Consider the following 2,006-nt stretch of genomic DNA (forward strand, 5'->3'; position numbering starts at 1 on the left):
GGTTGAGGATCAGGCGGATCAGCGGTTTGGTGCGGTTGATGTCGCTGGGCGGGACGACGAGGTAAAGCGTGGTCGGGAGTTTTCCGCCGACAATATCGCCGATGCGCCAGTCGCAGCGGCGCGTCACCTCCGCCACGACGGGATCGCGATACAGGCCGAGGAACGACATGGCGGTGGACAGCACGCCGGAGCGTTCATTGTCGGATTTGTTCAGCAACTCCCGCGCGGCTGAGGCTATGACGGGATGCGGCCCGGCTTCGCCAAGATGGGCCGTCGTCATCATCGCGGCGAGCGTGGTTTCGATCGGTCGCTTCGGATCGGAGAGGAAGGCGCCGACGCCGGCCAGCGTCTTGTCGGTCTCGGCATAGAGGACGTGCAGAATGGCGCCGACCAGCAGGGCGTGGGATGTCTTTTCCCAATGGTTGCGCTTTTCTAGGCTGCCTTCAGGATCGACGAGGATATCGGCGATGTTTTGCACATCCCTGACCTCCCACTCGCCGCGGCGCACCTCGAGCAGCGGATTATAGGCGGAGGATTTGCTGTTGGTCGGATCGAAGAGCAGCACCCGGCCATGCCGCGACCGAAAGCCCGCGGTCAGCGTCCAGTTCTCGCCCTTGATGTCGTGGACAATCGCCGATCCCGGCCAGGTCAAGAGCGAGGGAACCACCAGCCCGACGCCTTTACCGGAGCGGGTCGGGGCGAAGCACAGCACATGCTCCGGTCCGTCGTGGCGGAGGTAGGTACGATCGAGTTTGCCGAGCACCACGCCGTCGGGTTCGAGCAGCCCCGCCGCCTTCACCTCGTCGGGTTGCGCCCAGCGGGCCGATCCGTAGGTCGCGACGTTCTTCGCCTCGCGTGCGCGCCAGACCGACATGCCGATGGCGACAGCGACGGCGATGAAGCCGCCGGATGCGGCGATCATCCCGCCCATGGTAAAAATGTCGGGGGCGTAGGCATCGTAGAAATACCACCACCAGAAAAAAGCGGGCGGATAATAGACCGGCATTCCGCCCAGCTCGAACCACGGGGTTCCAAGCTGCGCCTGAAACCCGAGTTGCCATGCGGTCCACTGTGTTGCCGTCCAGATCGACATGATGACGATCAGGATGACGACGAGGAGTTGGCCCCAGAGGATTTTTGTTGCGGACATTCTTGTTGGTCCTTCCTGCTCAAGATGATGGTCACAGGCCCAAGCCGCGTTTGCGACCGAAGCTCCAGTCGATGCCGTCGTCGCCGCGCTTGACGCCAGAGACGTGTTGCCCGAGCTGCTTTTCGAGGGATGGCGACCAGGGCACGAGCTGGAACCCGAGGCCGTCGTCGATCATGGCGAAACGGCCGGAGGCGAGCGCGAAGCGCCGCTGGTAGTTGCCGGCCACATATTCGCCGCTGGCCGCTTTGTTGAACGGCCGCCCGATCTCGTTCGCCAGCTTGTCGCCGAGCGCATCCAGCTCGCGCTGTCGCAGGGTGCCGATCAGGTTGCGGGCGAAGATAACGCTGCGGCCCTGCCGTTCGGCGAAACCCTGTTCGATCAGGCGTTCGGCGCGGCGGTCCATGGCGTCGCGCACTTCGACGCCAAAGCCGCCACCGCCGAGCGCGGTGGGCTCACGGGCGATGGCCTGCCGGTCGAGCCAGGTCGCGCCCGTCGCGGAAATCTGACGCTCGATGGAAAGATCGGAACGCACGGCGAGTGCGACGCGCCGGCGCCCTTGTGCGTCATCGAATTTGCGCAGTTCGACGATCGATCCTGGCGCGCTGTCTCCGGCGGCGTCGAGATCCGGCAATTTGATGTGATGGGTGCGGCCGTCGACGCCGTCGACCACGGCATAGGCGGTGCCGTTCAGCTCGTCGTCCAGGCCGCGATCGATCAGACGTCCGACGACGGGAACGTCGAGACTTTCGCCGGCCAGAACGTAGTTCGCGGCGCCGCGGTCGATGCCGCGTTCGGAAAGGCTGCGATGGATGCGCTTGATGATATCGCCACGCTCGCCCAGTCCCCGCAGTGTCGC

Annotated in this window: 2 protein-coding genes; both read right to left on the bottom strand. The window is 64.8% G+C overall.

All coding sequences use genetic code 11. The features are described from left to right. On the bottom strand, positions 1-1,150 hold a 1,150-nt coding region (traG, locus tag AB4Y99_RS27335; RefSeq protein ID WP_441525554.1), incomplete at its 3' end, for an IncP-type conjugal transfer protein TraG. Between the two features lie 31 nt (positions 1,151-1,181). Next, positions 1,182-2,006, bottom strand: an 825-nt coding sequence (locus tag AB4Y99_RS27340) for a DUF3363 domain-containing protein (RefSeq protein ID WP_441525555.1), incomplete at its 5' end; no start/stop codon positions are given.

The sequence above is a fragment of the Allobosea sp. TAB14 genome, assembly GCF_052113865.1.
Lineage (GTDB): Bacteria > Pseudomonadota > Alphaproteobacteria > Rhizobiales > Beijerinckiaceae > Allobosea > Allobosea spartocytisi.